The 17,455-nt window shown below is 62.5% G+C and carries 12 protein-coding genes; 8 read left to right on the top strand and 4 right to left on the bottom strand.

Going from position 1 to position 17,455, the window contains the following annotated elements; genetic code table 11:
- On the top strand, nucleotides 1–2,151 hold a 2,151-nt coding region (locus RLEG4DRAFT_RS42430), incomplete at its 5' end, for a DUF4082 domain-containing protein (protein WP_037093350.1).
- Between the two features lie 93 nt (nucleotides 2,152–2,244).
- Nucleotides 2,245–3,429: a GTP-binding protein gene (locus tag RLEG4DRAFT_RS08220; protein WP_003576845.1), complete on the top strand. Its 1,185-nt coding sequence runs from the start codon at nucleotides 2,245–2,247 to the stop codon at nucleotides 3,427–3,429.
- Between the two features lie 411 nt (nucleotides 3,430–3,840).
- Here RLEG4DRAFT_RS08220 and RLEG4DRAFT_RS42435 read toward each other — a convergent pair whose 3' ends face one another.
- Nucleotides 3,841–4,041: a hypothetical protein gene (locus tag RLEG4DRAFT_RS42435; RefSeq protein WP_245277936.1), complete on the bottom strand. Its 201-nt coding sequence runs from the start codon at nucleotides 4,039–4,041 to the stop codon at nucleotides 3,841–3,843.
- Nucleotide 4,042: 1 nt separating this feature from the next.
- Here RLEG4DRAFT_RS42435 and RLEG4DRAFT_RS08225 point away from each other — a divergent pair, with 1 nt between their 5' ends.
- The 6 genes from RLEG4DRAFT_RS08225 to RLEG4DRAFT_RS08250 all read left to right on the top strand — a co-directional run bounded on the left by RLEG4DRAFT_RS08225 (nucleotide 4,043) and on the right by RLEG4DRAFT_RS08250 (nucleotide 15,444).
- Entirely contained in the window at nucleotides 4,043–8,986 is a 4,944-nt protein-coding gene (locus RLEG4DRAFT_RS08225; RefSeq protein WP_245277937.1) for a DUF4082 domain-containing protein, read from the top strand.
- Between the two features lie 49 nt (nucleotides 8,987–9,035).
- Complete coding sequence (locus RLEG4DRAFT_RS08230) at nucleotides 9,036–10,262, top strand: GTP-binding protein (protein WP_003576849.1); 1,227 nt, start codon at nucleotides 9,036–9,038, stop codon at nucleotides 10,260–10,262.
- Nucleotides 10,263–10,328: 66 nt separating this feature from the next.
- Entirely contained in the window at nucleotides 10,329–10,637 is a 309-nt protein-coding gene (locus RLEG4DRAFT_RS08235) for a hypothetical protein (protein ID WP_003576851.1), read from the top strand.
- Between the two features lie 96 nt (nucleotides 10,638–10,733).
- Entirely contained in the window at nucleotides 10,734–12,878 is a 2,145-nt protein-coding gene (locus RLEG4DRAFT_RS08240) for a peptidase domain-containing ABC transporter (protein WP_003576853.1), read from the top strand.
- On the top strand, nucleotides 12,875–14,332 hold the full coding sequence (locus RLEG4DRAFT_RS08245) for an HlyD family type I secretion periplasmic adaptor subunit (RefSeq protein WP_003576855.1): 1,458 nt from the start codon (nucleotides 12,875–12,877) through the stop codon (nucleotides 14,330–14,332). The genes RLEG4DRAFT_RS08240 and RLEG4DRAFT_RS08245 overlap by 4 nt, the downstream gene beginning before the upstream one ends.
- A 329-nt stretch (nucleotides 14,333–14,661) precedes the next feature.
- Complete coding sequence (locus tag RLEG4DRAFT_RS08250) at nucleotides 14,662–15,444, top strand: DUF6030 family protein (protein WP_003576857.1); 783 nt, start codon at nucleotides 14,662–14,664, stop codon at nucleotides 15,442–15,444.
- A 65-nt stretch (nucleotides 15,445–15,509) separates the two neighbouring features.
- Here RLEG4DRAFT_RS08250 and RLEG4DRAFT_RS08255 read toward each other — a convergent pair whose 3' ends face one another.
- From RLEG4DRAFT_RS08255 to thiO, 3 genes are read right to left on the bottom strand one after another with little or no spacing between them, the layout of a single operon-like run.
- A complete protein-coding gene (locus tag RLEG4DRAFT_RS08255; protein WP_003576858.1) occupies nucleotides 15,510–16,283 on the bottom strand; it encodes a thiazole synthase in 774 nt (257 codons plus the stop codon).
- 2 nt (nucleotides 16,284–16,285) lie between these two features.
- Complete coding sequence (thiS, locus tag RLEG4DRAFT_RS08260; RefSeq protein ID WP_003576860.1) at nucleotides 16,286–16,483, bottom strand: sulfur carrier protein ThiS; 198 nt, start codon at nucleotides 16,481–16,483, stop codon at nucleotides 16,286–16,288.
- Nucleotides 16,474–17,454: a glycine oxidase ThiO gene (gene thiO / locus RLEG4DRAFT_RS08265; protein WP_003576862.1), complete on the bottom strand. Its 981-nt coding sequence runs from the start codon at nucleotides 17,452–17,454 to the stop codon at nucleotides 16,474–16,476. Before thiO ends, thiS begins: the two co-directional genes overlap by 10 nt.
- Between the last annotated feature and the right edge of the window lies 1 nt (nucleotide 17,455).

Consider the following 17,455-nt stretch of genomic DNA (forward strand, 5'->3'; position numbering starts at 1 on the left):
CTGAACGGCACCTATGGCAGTCTCGTTCTCAATGCAGCTGGTGCTTATACCTATACGATCAACGAGAACAATTCCGCCGTCCAGGCGCTGCGCCTGTCGACCAACACGCTGAACGATGTCTTCAGCTATACGATGCGTGATGCCGCCGGGGCCACCTCCACGACGAACCTGACCGTCACCATCCATGGCGCCAATGACGCACCGGTGCTCTCCGTCCAGACGGCGACGCAGAACGCCACCGTCGGCTCGCCCTTCTCCTTCGTGCTGCCGACGACCACCTTCACCGATGTCGATAGCGGCGAGACGCTGACCTATTCGGCAACGGCTGCCGACGGCACGGCGCTTCCGAGCTGGCTCGCCTTCAACGCCTCGACGCGCACCTTCTCCGGCACGCCGACGACAGCAGGCAACTATGGCGTCAAGGTCACGGCAACCGATATCGGCGGTCTCTCGACCAACGAGACTTTCACTATCGCCGCTGCGGCGGGGCCAACGACCTACAGCCTGTTTTCTGCCTCCAGCACGCCGGCCCAGACGAACCTCAACGACGGCCAGCAGCTCGAGCTCGGCGTCAAGTTTCAATCGACCGTCGGCGGCGACATTACCGGCATCAGGTTCTACCGCAGCGCCAACGACAACGGCCAGAACGTTGTCGACCTGTGGAGCTCCACCGGCACCAAGCTTGCCACCGCCACCTTCACCAACACCACGGCAAGCGGCTGGCAGACGGCGAACTTCACGACGCCCTTCACCATTACCGCCAATACCGCCTATGTCGCCTCGTATCATACGACCGGCGCCTACGTCGCGACCGCTAATTTCTTCACCGCTGCCGTCACGAACGGTCCGCTGACGGCGACAGCCACCGGCAACGGCGTCTACCGCTATGGCGGCTCCGCCACCGCTGGCATTTTCCCGAATTCCACTTTTGGCGCCACCAATTACTGGGCCGACGTGGTCTTCCGTCCCACGAATACGAACAACGCGACGCCGACGGCGGTTGCCGATACGGGGGATGCGACCGAGAAGGGCGGTGTCGCCAATGGTTCGGGCGGTGTGGTTGCCAGCGGCAACGTGCTGACCAACGACACCGATCCGGATGCCGGCGACACCAAGACGGTGAGCGCCGTCAGCTTCGGCGCCACATCGGGCACCCTCGGCTCAGCGCTGAACGGCACCTATGGCAGTCTCGTTCTCAATGCAGCTGGTGCTTATACCTATACGATCAACGAGACCAATTCCGCCGTCCAGGCGCTGCGCCTGTCGACCAACACGCTGAACGATGTCTTCAGCTACACGATGCGTGATACCGCCGGGGCCACCTCCACGACAAACCTGACCGTCACCATCCATGGCGCCAATGACGCACCGGTGCTCGCCGTCCAGACGGCGACGCAGAATGCCACCCTCGGCTCGCCCTTCTCCTTCGTGCTGCCGACGACCACCTTCACCGATGTCGATAGCGGCGAGACGCTGACCTATTCGGCAACGGCCGCCGACGGCACGGCGCTTCCGAGCTGGCTCGCCTTCAACGCCTCGACGCGCACCTTCTCCGGCACGCCGACGACAGCAGGCAACTATGGCGTCAAGGTCACGGCAACCGATATCGGCGGTCTCTCGACCAACGAGACTTTCACTATCGCCGCCGGGACGGCGCCAACGACCTACAGCCTGTTTTCTGCCTCCAGCACGCCGACCCAGACGAACCTCAACGACGGCCAGCAGCTCGAGCTCGGCGTCAAGTTCCAGTCGAACGTCGCTGGCGACATTACCGGCATCAGGTTCTATCGCAGCGCCAACGACAACGGCCAGAACGTCGTCGACCTGTGGAGCTCCACCGGCACCAAGCTTGCCACCGCCACCTTCACCAACACCACGGCAAGCGGCTGGCAGACGGCGAACTTCACGACGCCCTTCACCATTGCCGCCAACACGACCTATGTCGCCTCGTATCACACGACAGGCGGCTACGTGGCGACCAACGCCTTCTTCACCGCCGCCGTCACGAACGGTCCGCTGACGGCGCCGGCCAGCGGCAACGGTCTCTATGCCTATGGCGGCTCTGCCACCGCAGGCCTCTTCCCGACCAGCACTTTCAATTCAGCGAACTACTATGCCGACGTGGTCTTCCGGCCGCAGCTTGCCGCGTGAGGAATCGAGAGAGGTTGGGAACGGGATCGGAATGAGGCTCATAAGACGCAAATGCCCGCCGCGGCGACGATCGTTCACATCCGGGAGATATTGATGAACGGGATCGCCCGGCTACCCGTGACAGTGCTCACCGGCTTTCTCGGCGCCGGAAAGACGACGCTTCTCAGCCATGTGCTGATGAATCGTGAGGGCCTGCGGGTCGCCGTCATCGTCAACGATATGAGCGAGGTGAACATAGACGCCAGTCTCATCCGGAACGGCGGCTGCAACCTGTCGCATACGACGGAGACATTGGTCGAGCTCAGCAATGGCTGCATATGCTGCACCCTGCGCGACGACCTTCTGACGGAAGTGCGGCGGCTGGCCGAAGAGGGGCGATACGACTATCTGTTGATAGAAGGGACCGGCATTGCCGAGCCATGCCCGATTGCGGCCACCTTTTCATTCTGCGACGAAAAAGGTGTTTCGCTCTCCGATTTCGCGAAACTCGACACGATGGTGACCGTCGTCGACGCTGCAAGCCTCCTGGCCGACTACAGCAGCGCAGATCTGCTTGCCGACCGCGGCATGCAGCGGGACAGCGAAGACCGGCGGACACTCATAGACCTGTTGGTGGACCAGATCGAGTTTGCCGATATCGTCGTGATCAACAAGATCTCGGACGCGAGCGAGGAGATGCGCGCGGAAGTCCGCATGGTCGTGGCTGCCCTCAACCCGGATGCGCGCCAGGTGGAGGCGGACTTCGGCGAGGTTTCTCTTGCAACCATCCTCAATACGGGCCTCTTCGACGAAGCAAAAGCCGCCGCCCACCCGTTATGGCACAAGGAATTGTACAGCCCGGGCGACCATGTTCCCGAGACGGAGGAATACGGCGTATCGAGCTTTGTCTATCGCACGAGGCGTCCCTTCGACCCTAAGCGGTTTCGAGCATTTCTGGACGAGCCCTGGCCGGGCGTGATGCGTGCCAAAGGCCACTTCTGGCTTGCCACCCGCCCTCGTCACGTGGGTCTGATGTCAGCTGCCGGGGTGCAGCGGCGCTGCGAGCCCATGGGGCTCTGGTGGGCAGCCGTGCCCCGGCAGGATTGGCCGCCCCATCAGCAGTTTCGTCAGCATCTCGAGAGCCGATGGGACAGCGCCTGGGGCGACCGCCGGCAGGAACTGGTTTTTATCGGCGTCGATATGGACGAGACAGGTGTGCGGTCCGCACTTGACGGATGCCTCGCCAGCGCCGATCCGCGCGACTGGGCCACCCTCGAAGACCCGTTTCCGGCCTGGTAGCATGGCGCGCAGGACAGCGCTGGCGTTGACCGGCTCGACCGGCCAGATTTCGTTTTCACCCAGTGTCCGCCAATTAGCGGTCACCCGGAGGCAGCTTTGCGGCCTGTCGGCCCGGTAGGCGTTGGGGTCATCATATCGGCGTAGGGAATACCTCCCTCATACCCCGGATTGCTGTCGTACGTTCCCTTGGCAAAGGTGCCAGAATGAATGTCTTGCTACAGCGGTCGAAGGGCGGCCGATGCGGAAGGGGATGCCGCTGATGCGGAGAATTCATGTCAGTAATCGTGAGTATCTGAGTACATTTGGTGGAGCGTTGAGTATCTGTCGTGCACCCTCTGCCTGGGGCGCAGTCCTTGGATCCGCGACGGTCGTGTCTTCGACGAGTTCCGATAGTTCTCCGAGCTTTGCCAATCAGGCCAGCGCAACCGTCCAATCCTCCTTCACCGGCACGCTCACGTCTTCCCTGATATCATCAGGCGAGGTGCAATCGTCCGCGGCATCGCCGACGGCGATGCCGGCCCCCGCGGCCGATGGGGGCGCGAAGGACACGTCCACGAAGACAGCGTCGGTTACAACGGTCTTCCAGACGCCGTCCTCGATATCCGAGCGCACCGTGCTTGGCCCGGATCCGGCCGAGGAGGCGGCGACACTGCCTGCCGCTCCCGCGCTGACGGGTGTCACCAGCAATGCCGATACTGGCAGCGCCACGACGGCGGCGCCGGCGGTCAGCTCTTCGAGTAGTGTCGGCACGGCTTCGTTGCGCCTGCAGGCGTCGATAGCATCCCTCTCGGTAGAGCCGAGCCAGGACGCTTCTGCTGAGACGACCGCGGCCCCGACAGCACTGGCGGCACCAGTCGCGGCGGCTTCGGCTGCGGCGACGCCCAACAAGATCGCGCTCGAAAACCTGAAGCAGGGCAATCCGATCAGCGAGTGGGGTCTGGAGGGCGACGGCGGCGGCACCATCCAGGGCTTCGCCACCGAAATCAGCACCAATATCGGCCACACCGTCGATTTCAAGATTGCCACCGATTCCACCCATTACCGCATCGATATCTACCGCATGGGCTATTATGGCGGGGACGGGGCGCGCAAGGTCGACTCCATCGAGCAATCTCTGACCACGGCGCAGATACAGCCCCATCCGATCGTCGACATGTCGCTCGGCCTCATTGATTGCGGCAACTGGTCGGTTTCGGCGAGCTGGCAGATTCCGACGGACGCAGTCTCCGGCGTCTACTTCGCCAAGCTGGTCCGCGAGGATGGCACCGAGGACGCAAGCATCATCCCTTTCGTCGTGCGCGACGATGCCTCGACCAGCGATATCGTCTTCCAGACGTCGGACACGACCTGGCAAGCCTATAATGCCTGGGGCGGCGCCAGCCTTTATTACGGCGAAGTGCCCGTCGATCCGGCCGCCATGATCGGCTACCTGCCGCCGAACTGCAGCTGCGGCCTGACCGCGATCGGCCGCGCCTCTGCGGTCAGCTATAACAGGCCGATCATCACCAATACCAGCCCGGTCGGCGGTTCGCATGACTATATCTTCGGCGTCGAATCCTCGGCCATATCGTGGCTGGAGCAGAACGGCTACGACGTATCCTATATATCCGGCGTCGATGCGGCGCGCAGCGGCACGCTGCTGCTCAACCACGATGCCTATCTTTCTGTCGGGCATGACGAATACTGGTCTGCCGAACAGCGCGCCAATGTCGAGGCGGCCCGCGATGCCGGTGTCAACCTCGCCTTCTGGAGCGGCAACGAGTGCTACTGGAAGGTTCGCTGGGAAAGCAGCATCGACGGCAGCGGCCAGGCCTATCGCACCATGGTCTGCTACAAGGAGACCTGGGGCACGAGCACCGATCCCAGCGCTGTCGGCACTGGCACCTGGCGCGATCCGCGTTATGCCGATCCGGGGCAACAGCCGGAGAATGCGCTGACGGGAACGATGTTCCAGGTGGACAGCTACCGTCAGGACACGATCTCCGTCCCCTACGACTATTCGAACCTGCGCTTCTGGCGCAATACCGATGTCTCCCAGCTGAATGAAGGCGATACCTACAATCTGGTGCAGAACCTGCTCGGCTACGAATGGGATTCCGATGTCGAGAACGGCTTCCGTCCGGCCGGGCTCGTCAATCTGTCGCTTTCGTCGGTTTCGGTCGACACATATCTGCGCGATTACGGCGCGACGATCGGTTCGGCAGTCGCCACCCACAGCCTCACCATGTACCGTGCGGCAAGCGGCGCGCTGGTCTTCGGCGCCGGCACCGTCTTCTGGTCCTGGGGTCTGAGCGACAACCACCAAGGCCCGGCAACCTCGACCGATCGCAACGTCCAGCAGGCGATGGTCAACATGTTCGCGGACATGGGCATTCAGCCGACGACGCTCGATGCGAGCCTGATCCTTGCAACCCAATCGACCGACACGCTGAAGCCGACCTCGTCCATCTCGTCGCCGATCGTCGGCGCAAGCTTCCTCGAAGGGCAGCATGTGACGATCACCGGTACGGCGCAGGATTTCGGTGGCGGCATCATTGCCGGGGTGGAAGTCTCTACCGATGGCGGCCAGCACTGGTTCAAGGCCACCGGCCGGGAGAGCTGGAGCTATAACTGGGTCGTCCAGGCGAGCGGAACCTATACGATCATGTCACGGGCCGTCGACGACAGCGTCAATATGGAGGCGCCATCGGCCGGCAAGCAGGTCACCGTCACCCTGCCGGGAACGACGGGCCTCTGGACGCTTGCGGAAAAACCGGCGGTCGAAGTGGGGATCGATCGCGATTCCGTGGAACTCGGCCTACGCTTCCAGACGACGACGGCAGGCTCCGTGGGGGGCATCCGCTTCTACAAGGGCTTCTACAATATCGGCGACCATGTCGTCAGTCTCTGGAGCGCCAACGGAACGCTGCTGGCGACCGGCGTGTCAGTCGGTGAATCGCTGTCCGGGTGGCAGACGGTGATGTTCTCCAGCCCGATCCAGATTGCGGCCGGCACGACCTATGTGGCCTCCTATCACACCAACGGCTTCTACTCGCTGACGAACAATTATTTCACCGGCGGCACCTATGCCAGCGGCGCGGTAACGGCCGTCGATGGCGGCGGCGTCTTCACCTATGGCACCACTGCCGGCACCTTCCCCGGCCAAAGCCCCGGTACGGGCACCAATTACTGGGTCGACGTGGTTTTTGATGCCGGCCCCAACACCGGGCCGGTCGCGACCGACGATACGGGGCTCATCATCTCCGGTAACGATACCGTCGTCATCTCGATCGCTACGCTGGTCGGAAACGATACGGATCCCAATGGCGACGCACTGACGATTTCGGCCGTCGGCAATGCCGTCAATGGCACGGTGACGCTCAACAAGCAGAACGGCACAGTCATCTTCACGCCGACCAACAATTATTCGGGGCCGGCAAGCTTCACCTATACGCTCTCGGACGGGCGCGGCGGCACGGATCAGGGCAGCGTCAGCCTCACCGTCAACCCGAGCCCTGCCGGAGAGACGCTGTTTACGTCAAGCGAAGGGCCGACGGGCGCAAGCTTCAACGACGGTCAGTCGATGGAACTCGGGATGCGGTTCGTTGCTTCGGCGAGCGGCATGATTACCGGCATCCGCTATTACAAGGCGGCCGGCGATGCCGGCGCCCACACCGGCTCGCTCTGGACGGCCGACGGCACGCTGGTGGCGACCGTCACCTTCGCCGACAGCGGATCGGTGAACGGCTGGCAGACCGCGACATTCGCCAACGCGGTGCATATCGCAGCCGGCACGACCTATGTCGCCTCCTACAGCACCACAGGCTCCTATGTGGCCACGGCAAACTATTTCACGTCAGCCCATACCAACGGCTCGCTAACGGCGCTCGCCGGCAGCAATGGCGTTTACACGGTCGGGGGCTCTGCATTCCCGACCTCCAGCTACCAGTCGTCGAACTACTGGGTGGATGTCGTCTACAACCAGTCGGCGGGCAACGCGGCGCCGGTCGCCGCCAATGACAACGGCTACACGACCTATTCCAACACAGCACTGTCGATTGCCGCAGCCAGCCTGCTTGCAAATGACACCGACGCCGATGGCGACCCGCTCAGCATCACCGGCGTCAATGGTGCGGTCAACGGAACGGTGACCTTCAACAGCCAGACCAAGTCCGTCACTTTCACCCCAACGGCGGGATATACGGGTGCGGCAAGCTTCTCCTATTCGATCTCGGACGGGTTGGGCGGCACGGCGTCGGCCACAGTCAGCCTCACCGTCGGCTCGCCGCCCGGCGGGGGAGCGACATCAAGCCTCTTCACCGGCGCCGACACGTCTGCGGTTGCCGGCGCCAATGACGCCAACTCAGTCGAACTCGGCGTCAAGTTCATCGCCTCCGCCAGCGGCCAGATCACCGGGCTCACCTACTACAAAAGCGCCCAGGATACCGGCACTCATGTCGGCTCGCTCTGGACCGCGAGCGGCCAGCTTCTGGCCCAGGCGACCTTCATCAGCGAGACGGCGAGCGGCTGGCAGACGGTTTCCTTTACCCAGCCGATCAATGTGACGGCGGGCGCCACCTATGTGGCGAGCTACCATTCCAACGGCTTCTATTCCGCGACGGCGAACTACTTCACAACGGACCGTACGAGCGGCCCGCTGACGGCGCCGTCAAGTGCTGCGAGTGGTGGCAACGGCCTTTATGCCTATGGCGCGGGCAGCCTGTTTCCGACCGCGACCTACAATGCCACCAATTACTGGGTCGACGTATTCTATCAGCAGGGCGGCGCTCAGAATGCGGTTCCGGTCGCCGCCAATGACAGCGGCTTCTCCGCCAATACCGGCACGCCAATCACCATCCAAGCCTCGGCGCTCCTGGCAAACGACACCGATGCCGATGGCGACCCGCTTGTGATCACCGGGGTCAGCGGCGCAGTCAACGGCTCGGTCGCCTGGAACGCCCAGGCTCAGACGGTGACCTTCACGCCGACGGCAGGTTACTCGGGATCGGCGAGCTTCAGCTACGCGATTGCAGACGGCAAGGGCGGCACGGCGTCGGCGCAGGTTGCCCTCACCATCAACGCCGGTCAGGCGGGACCGGAGCAGAACCTCTTTGCCGCCAACGCGACGCCTTCAATCGTCTCCGTCAACGACAACCAGCAAGTCAATCTCGGCATGAAATTTCAGGCCGATACGTCAGGCTGGATCACCGGCATTAGCTTCTACAAGGGGGCCGATAATACCGGCCCGCATAACGGCTATCTCTGGACCGCCTCGGGCACGCTTATGGGCAGCGTCAGCTTCAACAACGAGACGGCCAGCGGCTGGCAGACTGCGCAGTTCACCCAGCAGATCGCCATCCAGGCGGATACGACCTACGTCGTCTCCTACTCGACCAACGGTAATTACTCGGCAACCGGCAATTACTTCGCCAGCGACGTGACCAACGGCGATCTCAAGGCGCTCGGCGGCAGCAACGGCGTCTATGCTTATGGGGCGGGCGGGTTGTTCCCGACAGCCAGCTATAACAGCACCAACTACTATGTGGATGTGGCGTTCAAACCACAGCTCGCGGCGTAAAGCCCGCGGGGATCTAAAGCCAGACATGCTGTAAAGAGTGAGAGTGTCGATGATGAGTGCAGACAACAGATTGCCCGTAACGGTTCTCGCCGGGTTTCTCGGCGCCGGCAAGACGACTGTGCTCAATCATGTCCTCAGTAATCGGGAGGGCCGCCGCGTTGCTGTCATCGTCAACGATATGAGCGAGGTCAACATCGATGCCGATCTCGTGCGCGAGGGGGAGGCAGGCCTCTCGCGCACCGACGAGACACTGGTAGAGCTCACCAACGGATGCATCTGTTGCACCCTGCGCGACGATCTCCTCAGCGAAGTGCGCCGGCTGGCAGCCGCCGGCCGTTTCGACTATCTGCTGATCGAGGGAACCGGGATTGCCGAGCCGCTGCCGGTCGCAGCCACCTTTTCGTTCCGCGACGAGAACGGGGCGGCCCTTTGTGACGTGGCGCGTCTCGACACGATGGTCTGCGTCGTCGATGCGGTCAATCTTCTTGCCGATTACCAGAGCGCCGAGTTCCTTGCCGACCGCGGCGAACGGCGTGACGGGGACGATGAGCGCAAGCTCGTGGAACTGCTTGTCGAGCAGATCGAATTTTCCGATGTCGTCATCATCAACAAGGCAGGCGACGTGCCGTGCGCCCACCTTGCCGAGGTTCGCCGGGTCGTTGCCGCGCTCAATCCGAGTGCTCAGGTCGTCGAGGCGGTCTTCGGCCAGGTGCCGCTTGGCGCCATCCTGGATACAGGTCTCTTCAGCGAGGCGAAGGCCGCCCGCCATCCGCTCTGGCACAAGGAACTCTTTGGCTGGGGCGATCATGTGCCGGAGACCGAGGAATACGGCATAAGAAGCTTCGTTTATCGCAGCCGTCGGCCCTTCCATCCGCTGAGGCTCAAGGATTTTCTCGACCGGAAATGGGCCGGTCTCATCCGGGCAAAGGGCCATTTCTGGCTGGCGACGAGGCCGGACGAGATCGGCCTGCTGTCGATTGCCGGGACCCAGTGCCGCATCGAGACCAGGGGTTACTGGTGGGCCTCGGTGCCGCGGGTACAATGGCCGCGCTTTCCGCAGTTCCGCCAGCTCATCGACCGGCATTGGGACGATGTCTGGGGCGACCGCCGCCAGGAGCTCGTCTTCATCGGTTCCGGCTTCGACGAGGAAGCGATCCGCGCCGCGCTCGGCGATTGCCTGACCGGCGAGGAGACGGGTTTTGATCCGCAGACCGCCGTCGGTCTTCGTGATCCGTTTCCGGCTTGGCAGCACAGCCATATCCTTGCGCATCGCTAGAGGATCCTAAGGAACGTAAGACGCCCCAAGTGAAGACGTTTTGATTATCAACCGGAGGAGAGAACAATGAGCAACGAACTTTACGCAGACGGCATCGGCGAAATCACCATCACGGGAACGATCGTGCGCATCGACCTGATGTCGCTTTCGGCAACCGATCGCGACGCCAACAACAACCCGACACCGGTCTTCCGCCAGCGCATCATCATGCCTGTCGATGCCTTCGCCAATGCGGTTGATCTCATGCAGAAGGCACTCGGCGGCTTGGTCGAGGCGGGTGCGGTCCGTCGGGTCGGCGATATGTCGGCCGGAGCCGCAGCCGATATCAAGTCGACCCAGGGTGGCGCTTCGAACGCCTCGCCGAACTTCAACTGATAAACCGTCTGGAGCGCTGTGCGTCCATTCGGACGCACAAAGGACGCTCCAACTCTTTGAGACTAAGCCTCGGTCTCGTATTGTTTCGGGTGGGCCATGAGTGGATTTCTGCATACCAACTTGCACTGTCTGGCGCTCGTCGCGCGTCATCATGGCGTCGATCTTGCGCCGGAGCGATTGCAGCACGATTATGCCGTCGGCAACGATCCCGTTGCCGTGCGGCAACTGCTGCGCATGGCCAAGGATGCCGGCCTCAGAGCCCGGCATCTGACGCTCGACTGGCGAAGCCTGTTCCAGCTCGGCGAGGCCTTTCCGGTGCTGGCGGAACTTTCGAACGGCAATTGGGTGGTCATCGCCGGCGCTGTCGGGAGCGGAGAGGAGGAGAGGATCCGCGTTCTCGACCCGCTCGCGTCACGCGCCGAATCGATGATGCTCAGCGAAGAGCAGTTCGCCAAGGCCTGGCTCGGATCGGTCGTCCTGCTGAAGCGCAATTATCGCATGTCCGACGAGGACCGGCCCTTCGGCTTCCGCTGGTTTATCCCCGAAATCATCAAGCAGCGCAGCTTCTTCCGCGATGTCGCACTCGCGGCCTTTGTGCTTTACGGCCTTGGGCTGATGACGCCTATCTTCTTTCAGCTCGTCATCGACAAGGTGCTCGTGCATCAGAGCTATGCGACGCTCACGGTTCTGACCGCGGGCATTGCAATCGCGCTGATCTTCGACGCGACCTTCACCTTCCTGCGGCGCTACCTGCTGCTCTACGCCACCAACCGGATCGACATCCGCGTCGCGACCCGCACCTTCGGCCATCTGCTGAACCTGCCCATCGCGCTCTTCGAGCAGGCTTCGGCCGGCGTTCTCGTCAAGCATATGCAGCAGACGGGGCGCATCCGCGAATTCCTGACCGGCCGGCTGTTCCTCACACTTCTGGACGGCGTGTCACTGTTGGTCTTCGTGCCGATCCTGCTTCTCTACAGTGTCAAGCTGACGCTGGTGGTACTCGGTTTTGCAGCCCTCGTCGGGCTGGTGGTGATGATGCTTGTCGGGCCGTTTCAGCGCCGGTTGCAGGCGCTTTACCAGGCCGAAGGCGACCGGCAGGCCCTGCTGGTGGAAACCGTGCATGGGATGCGCACCGTCAAATCGCTGGCGCTGGAGCCGCGCCAGCGCAAGGTATGGGACGATTATTCGGCGCAGTCGATCTCCGTGCGTTTCCGGGTCGAGAAGATCTCGACTATCGCCCAGGCGATGACCGGACTGCTGGAGAAGCTGATGAGTGTCGCGATTATCGGCCTCGGCGCGCTCGATGTCTTCAGCGGCGCGATGACGATCGGCGCGCTTGTCGCCTTTAACATGCTCGCCGGCCGCGTCTCGGGACCGCTCGTCCAGATCGTCACGATGGTACATGAGTATCAGGAAGTGGCGCTTTCGGTGCGCATGCTCGGCGAGATCATGAACCAGCGGCCGGAGCAGGCGGGTCGCGGGCGCGGTGTTCGGCCGCATCTGCAGGGCCGCATCGAATTCGACAGGGTCAGCTTCCGCTACGACCCGGATAGCGCGCCGGCGCTCGACAATGTCTCCTTTGCCATTCCGGCGGGCTGCGTCTTCGGCGTGGTCGGCAAGAGCGGCTCGGGCAAGACGACGATAACCCGGCTCATCCAGGGGCTCTACCAGAGCCAGGAAGGGCTTGTGCGCATGGACGGTTATGACAGCCGCGAGATCGACCTCGTGCATCTGAGAACCAGCATCGGTGTCGTGCTGCAGGATAATTTCCTGTTTCGCGGTACTGTTCGCGACAATATCGCTGCCGGCAAGCCCGATGCCAGCATCGAGGAGATCATGGAGGTTGCCCGCATCGCCGGCGCCGAGGAGTTCATCGAACGCCTGCCGCGCGGCTTCGACACGATGCTGGAGGAAAATGGCTCCAACCTGTCAGGCGGCCAGAAGCAGCGGCTTGCCATTGCTCGCGCGCTGATCACCGATCCGAAGCTGCTGATCTTCGATGAGGCGACGAGCGCGCTCGACCCTGACAGCGAGGCGATCATCCGCGACAATCTCAGCCGCATCGCCGCCGGCCGCACCGTCGTCATCGTCTCGCACCGGCTTTCGACCCTCGTCGATGCCGATGCCATTCTCGTCGTCGATCGCGGCAAGGTCGCCGATATCGGCCGGCACGATCAGCTTGTATCGCGCTGCATGACCTATCGCCACCTGTGGGCCCAGCAAATGAGGCAGGTCGCATGAACGCGCACGCTAGAAAACCCAGCGATAACCTGCCGGTCCCTTCAGGCAAGGGGGCCTCGGACAAGTCTCCTACAGACAACGGCCCTTCAGACAAGGGAAGGGCGCTGACCGCCCGCCCGCCGCTGCCGCCGGCCATTGCCGAATTCCAGTCCGATGCCGTCGAGCTCGAGGAACGCGCGCCGCCGCGGGTGGCGCGCATGACGCTCTATTGCGTGACAGCGCTGCTTGCAGCAGCGATCACCTGGGCCTCGGTCTCCTCGATCGACGAGGTGGTGATTGCGCCCGGCAAGCTCGTCACCACCCAGCCGACCATAGTCGTCCAGCCGCTCGAAACATCGATCATCCGCACGATTGAGGTGAAGGCCGGCGAGGTCGTGCATGCCGGTCAGACGCTCGCGACCCTGGACGCCACCTTCAGCCAGGCCGATGTCGGCCAGCAGCAGGCGAAATTCTCTGCACTCGACGCCCAGGTGAGGCGGATCGAGGCTGAGCTTGCCGGCGACGACTATACGAAGATGGCGGGAGATACGCCCGACCAGATGCTGCAGGCACAGCTCTTCGGCCAGCGGCGGGCCTTCTACGTTGCGCAGCTGCAAAATTTCGATCAGCAGATCGCCGGCCAATCGGCCGCTCTTGTGGCAAGCAAGAACCAGGAGGCGGTGCTCAATGACAGGCGTGAAGGGCTCTCGCAGATCGAGGCGGCGCGCGAGCGGCTATATGACAATCAGAGCGGTTCGCTGATCACGCTGCTCGGCTCCCGCGACGCCCGCCTCGACGTCGAATCCGATCTGACCGCCGTTCGCGGCCGGGCCGACGAGGCAGCCCACTCTTATGCCAAGCTCCGAGCCGACCGCCAGGCCTTTATCGAGGATTTCCGCCGGGCCGCAATGGAGCAACTGGTGGAGCTGCGCGGCCAGCGTGACATGGCCGACGAGGAACTGAAAAAGATGCAGCTGCGCCGCAACATGGTGGCGCTGACCGCGCCCGCCGATGCCGTCGTGCTCGATCTGGCGCAACGATCGGTCGGTTCCGTGGTGCGGGAAGCCGAGCCGGTGGTCACACTCGTGCCCATTAACGTGCCGCTGGAGGCCGAAGTCTCGATCAATACCCGCGATATCGGCCGGGTGGCCGTCGGCAAGGAAGCGCGCATCAAGCTCGACGCCTATCCTTTCCAGAAATACGGCACCGCCTCGGGAGAGGTGAGAACCATCAGCCAGGACACGTTCCTCACCGGCCAGCAGGAACAGACCGCTACCCCCAGCCAGCCTGCAGCCCCCTTCTTCAAAGCCCGGATTTTGCTTGCCGATACAAGGCTGAACGCCTCGGATGTGCCGGTGCGGCTGCTTCCCGGCATGACCGTGTCCACGGAAATCAAGGTCGGCAAACGCACGGTGATCTCCTATTTCCTGTATCCGTTGCTGCGGGGGCTGGATAACGCAATCCGCGAACCGTAGGGGATCAGTTCGGCCTGATGCTTGACGCTCCACACACGCGACCTCACACTCGCGGTGTCGAAGGTGAGTCGGACAGACTGTACCGTTTTTCACATCCGTTGCTCACCTCAGAAGGAGTGGCCGGCAGGGGCTTTGGTTCTAGCGCCGACCGAAACCGGTTGGTCGCAAACAGGATCGAGGTTGATTGGGTTCGAACTCGCATCCGCTGATTTTGCTTGTGAGGTCGCGCCGTGGATAAAGGGTTATCAGCAGTCGATCCTCCTCCCGACATCCCGCTTCGGCATTCGAATGTCCAATTGCGGAGCAACCGCCGCCGGCTGCTCTGGCAAGTGCTTTTGATATCCGTTGTGCTTGCGGGTATCGTTGTTTTTTATCGTGAAATCCGCCATCCCGAAGCTTCGAATGATCGATCTCAAGATCGAACTCTCGATAAGGCCCCACGATCGTCACCCGTAACCGTCCGCCCCGATGCGGCGGCTCCTTCTATTCTCCCGCAGATGTCCATATCGCAGCGACTGGTCGAGGTTCCCAATCCGGAGTTGGCAGGTCAATTTTTGCGGATGTGGCGCGTCTCGGGACAGAATCTTTGCGGGGCTCTTCGACAGGCCGGCATTGAAATGAGCGAATGGAAAGCCGCATCCATGCGCAATCGCAGTTACGAATGTTATTTTCAGCGCGTCTACGAACGGGACGAAGTGCGTCCCCTCAGCTCGACCTTCGTCAAGGTTCGCGGAAATGAAATGGGCGATGTTCTTGAGATTCGCGCCAAGATCATTGGGCCGACGACAGATGCGGAGGGACGTCTCGTCCCTGCCGTCCTGCGCATGTTCGAAATCATCGTGAAGCAGGCGTGCTGGCGTGATTTCGAGGATACGCTTGCGTCGATCCAAAACCTTCGAAATGTCGAATACGAACGCTTCGGCTCCTATCTCAGCTTCACGCGCGAAGCCGGCAGCGGAAATAATTTTAATTTTGTTCTTGGTCTGAAGGCGACTTCAGCGTCGCAGGTGAGAACGAAGACGTATTTTTCGACAGAGCGCTGGCTAACCACGACAAATCCCCGCCTCGTGGACAGCCTGGGCACGTCCACAGCAACCAGTTGCGCTCAATGACGGCTTAACCCGAAGACTTGACACGCTGATTGTCGCTGGCGCCGGCAATCGGAAACGGTCGACTTTCATGCAAACACCGCCTTTCCGATCATCGGTGTCGAAGGCACGGCCATGTCGCGCGGCTCCAGCATGCCGGCGCCGAACGCCTGCCTGCCTGCATCGATTGCCTTGGCAAAGGCTTCCGCCATCGCGGCGGGGTCCCCGGCGCCGGCAACAGCGGTGTTCAGCAACACGGCATCGAAGCCCAGCTCCATGACAATGGCAGCATGCGAAGGACGGCCGATGCCGGCATCCACGATCAGCGGCACATCGGGAAAATGCGCCCGCATCGATCGAAGTGCCGCAAGATTTTGTGGTCCCGCCGCCGATCCGATAGGTGCGCACCAGGGCATCAGCACCCGGCATCCGGCGTCGATGAGCCGCTCGGCAACGACCAGATCGTCCGTCGTATAAGGAAAGACCTGAAAGCCTTCGCCGGTCAGGATGCGGGCCGCTTCCACGAGTGCGAAAACATCCGGTTGCAACGTGTCGTGATTGCCGATCACCTCCAGCTTGATCCAATCGGTGCGAAACACTTCCCGGGCCATCTTCGCCGTCAGCACCGCCTCGGACACGCCATGGCAGCCGGCCGTGTTGGGAAGAACGTGGACGCCGAGCGCACGGATCATGTCGAAGAACGCCCCGCCATTACGGCCGCCCGCCATTTCGCGGCGCAGCGACACGGTAACGATCTCCGTTTTAGAGCGCGTGACGGCTTCGGTCAGGATGGCCGGCGAGGGGTAACGCGCAGTGCCGAGAAGCAGGCGCGATGCGATTTGGATTCCGTAAAGATCAAGCATGTTCAGCCTCCCTGCATCGGGGTCAGGATTTCGATCCTGTCGTTATCGTTCAGCATGTGCTCGTCGCGATCCTCGCGATGAACCAGTTCGCCGTTGACGGCGGTCGCCAGCCAGTCGCCTTCGTAATCGAGTGCGGCCAGAAGCTGTGAAAGCGTGGTGGCGGCGATTGTCTGGGCTTCGCCATTGATGATCAGCTGCATTGGGAGTTCCTTTGCTTCGATTGGTTGGAAAAAACGAGATCGGCCGCCTCGGCCGCCATGGTCGGCGCCAGCAGAAAACCGTGGCGATAAAGGCCGTTGAAGATGACGACCTTTCCCTCGCGTGCGACGCGCGGAAGATTGTCGGGCAGGGCAGGGCGGATGCCGGCGCCGGTTTCGACGACGGCGGCGTCGGCAAAGGCCGGGTGCAGCGCATAGGCCGTGTTCAGAAGTTCCATCAGCGAGCGTGCGGTGATCGGGTCGTCGGAATCGGACTCGACCATCGTCGCGCCCACCATGAAAAACCCGTTACCGCGGGGAACGATATAGACGGGAAAGCGCGGATGCAGCAGGCGGACGGGCCGGGTGAGCGTGACCTCTTCGGTATGGAGATAGAGCATTTCACCGCGCACGCCGCGCAGATGACGCTGTTGCCCGATGCGGGCAGCACCGGTGCAGTCGACGATATCGGAGAAATCGTGTTCGCTGACATCCACGCTGGTAAAGGTGACGCCGTTTGCGGCCAGTCGCTCTTTCAGCGTGCGCAGTGCCTGGCGAGGGTCCAGATGCGCTTCGCGGGGGAAGAACAGGCCGTGCCTGAAGCGCGTGGCGAGCGCGGGCTCGAGGGCGGCGATATCCTTCTCTTCAACCCATTGATAACCGGTGGTGCGGCTGGCAAACCGCTTCAGTTCGCCATGGTCGCGCGTCGAGGCGACGACGAGGGTTCCATTGCGGACGATTTTGCCCGGCAGGATCGCTTCCCACCGGTCGGCGGCGTCGAGGCCGCGTGTCAGCACCGCCTCCTCGGCACTTTCGCGCTCGCACCAGGGCGCCAGCATGCCGCCGGCGAGCCAGGAAGCCGCATGAGCGAAGTCCGGATGCGGGTCGAAGACGGTGACATCGGCGCCACGGGCATGCAATTCGCGGGCGACAGTGAGGCCGGCGACGCCGGCCCCTTTGACAAGCACACGCATG

The sequence above is a fragment of the Rhizobium leguminosarum bv. trifolii WSM2297 genome (assembly GCF_000271845.1).